The sequence below is a fragment of the Campylobacter sp. BCW_6889 genome (assembly GCF_001762535.1).
GTDB classification, from domain to species: domain Bacteria; phylum Campylobacterota; class Campylobacteria; order Campylobacterales; family Campylobacteraceae; genus Campylobacter_D; species Campylobacter_D jejuni.
In genome coordinates this window covers 1-1,991 of the sequence record NZ_MJWZ01000070.1, presented here as the reverse complement: position 1 = coordinate 1,991, position 1,991 = coordinate 1, and the positions used below count along the sequence as shown (strand labels likewise).

Annotated in this window: 2 protein-coding genes; both read left to right on the top strand. The window is 26.8% G+C overall.

Annotated elements, in window-relative coordinates; all coding sequences use genetic code 11:
• A partial coding sequence (locus AJ939_RS07730) for a contractile injection system protein, VgrG/Pvc8 family (protein WP_070276289.1) occupies positions 1-1,296 on the top strand: 1,296 nt, incomplete at its 5' end.
• Positions 1,297-1,346: 50 nt separating this feature from the next.
• On the top strand, positions 1,347-1,991 hold a 645-nt coding region (locus AJ939_RS07725), incomplete at its 3' end, for an ankyrin repeat domain-containing protein (RefSeq protein WP_083261798.1).

The window sequence follows — 1,991 nt, the reverse complement described above, 5'->3', positions numbered from 1 at the left end:
GATCAAGAAGCTATTTTAAGTATTCATAATCCTTATGAAAACAATACTTTAAATTTTGACACAAATGAAGTTAAAAATTATAAAGGAATTATCACTTATATAAAATATCTAGGCATTAATCATGAAAGTGCTTTAAATATTAATGATAGCGCTTCAAATACTAAGCAAATAAAATACAAGCATTTTTTTTCTTTTAAGCTTCAATCAGTTTTGATAAGACTTTCTTTAAATAAAGCCAATCGTATTTATACTCATACTAATATTATAGAAGTGATTAAACAAACCCTTGGTTTTTATCAAGATATCTTACATAAAGAAATTGATTATTCTAATATACATTTTAATTATGAAAAACAAGAACTCATCTCTCAATACAATGAAAGTGATTTAGACTTTATTACAAGATTAAGCCATAATAATGGAATCTTTTTTTATGAAGATGAGAACACTATTTATTTTTGTGATGTATATAAAAATGTAAAAAATAAAGAGATAGAATATAATCCTAATGTTAATAATATTTTAAATCAAGCTTGTATTTCTTCTATTTATAAAGAGCAAAGTTTAAGAACTAATTCTTTTACGCATTCTAGTATTAATGCCAATACTCCTTTAAATCTTTTATCCTTACACTCTAGTAAAGTTCCTTATGAACAAGAACTTAATAACAAGGCTTATTATAATGAACATTTTTATGAGAGTGAATATTCTTTTACAAAAAGCATTGATTTAAAGACTAAGCCTTCTCTTAAAGAAAAAAGAGCCTTAGTATTAAATGAAAGCTTACTAGCAAAAAGTAATATTTATCATCTTAGCTTAGGAGATTTTATCACTTTAAATTATAAGGAGTTTAATCATCAAGAAGAAATAAAAAATCAAGATGAAGAAAAACAAGATAAAGCTTCTTTGCTTAAAGACTTTATTATTATTGCTAATACTCAAATCTTAATTGATGATGCCATCTTAGCTAATTCTATTAATACTAATGATCATTTAAATTTAAAAGATTTAAATTTAAGTAAATCTTATTCCAATACTTTAACTTTATTAAAAAAGAATATTATCTTTACTCCAAGTTTTAAAGTTAAGAAAAATTGCTCTTTTACAGCTGATAATGTAAATACTATGGCAAATCAAGAAAGTGTTTTAACAGCACAAAAACAAATCGTTTCTAGGGTAGGAAATACAACTATTACACAAACAAAAGATAAAATTATACTCCAAGTAGGAACAACACAAGTGATTATAGATAGCAAAGGTTTAAGGGTAAAAGGAGGTGATTTAAGAGCGGATTAAAAGCAATTTTCTTAAAATTAAAACTAAATTTACAAAGAAAGGAAAAACAAATGAAAACTTTAGAAGAAATGCAAGCTATGGATGAAGAAGCTATAACGGAGATAGGTTGGGAGTTTTTTAGACTTGTTAAAAATAATAAACTTAAAGAAGTGAAAGAGTTTTTAAAAGATTATCCCGTGCCTGAAGTATTTTTAGAGAAATGTTGTAAGATATATTGGTGTAATCATCCTATACCTTTTTTTAGCCCTAGTTCTACTTTAGCTTGGGCAGGGATTGCTTATGATAAGAGTCAAAGTTTTGAAATGATGGAGTATTTTGAGAGTTTAGGACTTAAAGCTGATGATGAGTGTTTAGGAAATAATGCCCTTACTGATTATATTGGAGTGGGTGGAAAAAATAAAAAAATGATTGATTATTTTTTTAAAAAAGGATGTAAATTTGAAGTTTATGATNANANAGGTGCCACCCCTTTGCATTCTTGGATATTGCTTGGTGATCCTGAATCTGTAAATTCTTTAGAAGTGGCTTTACAATTTGGCGCTGATGTAAATATGAGAAGGATTGAAACAGAACATGAACACAGTTATATCGATGCAGGAGAAACCCTTTTACATATAGCTGCAAGATCTGAGAAAAAACCTATTGGAACTTGTTTGGAAATTTTGATCAAATATGGAGCTGATGTCAATGCTGCT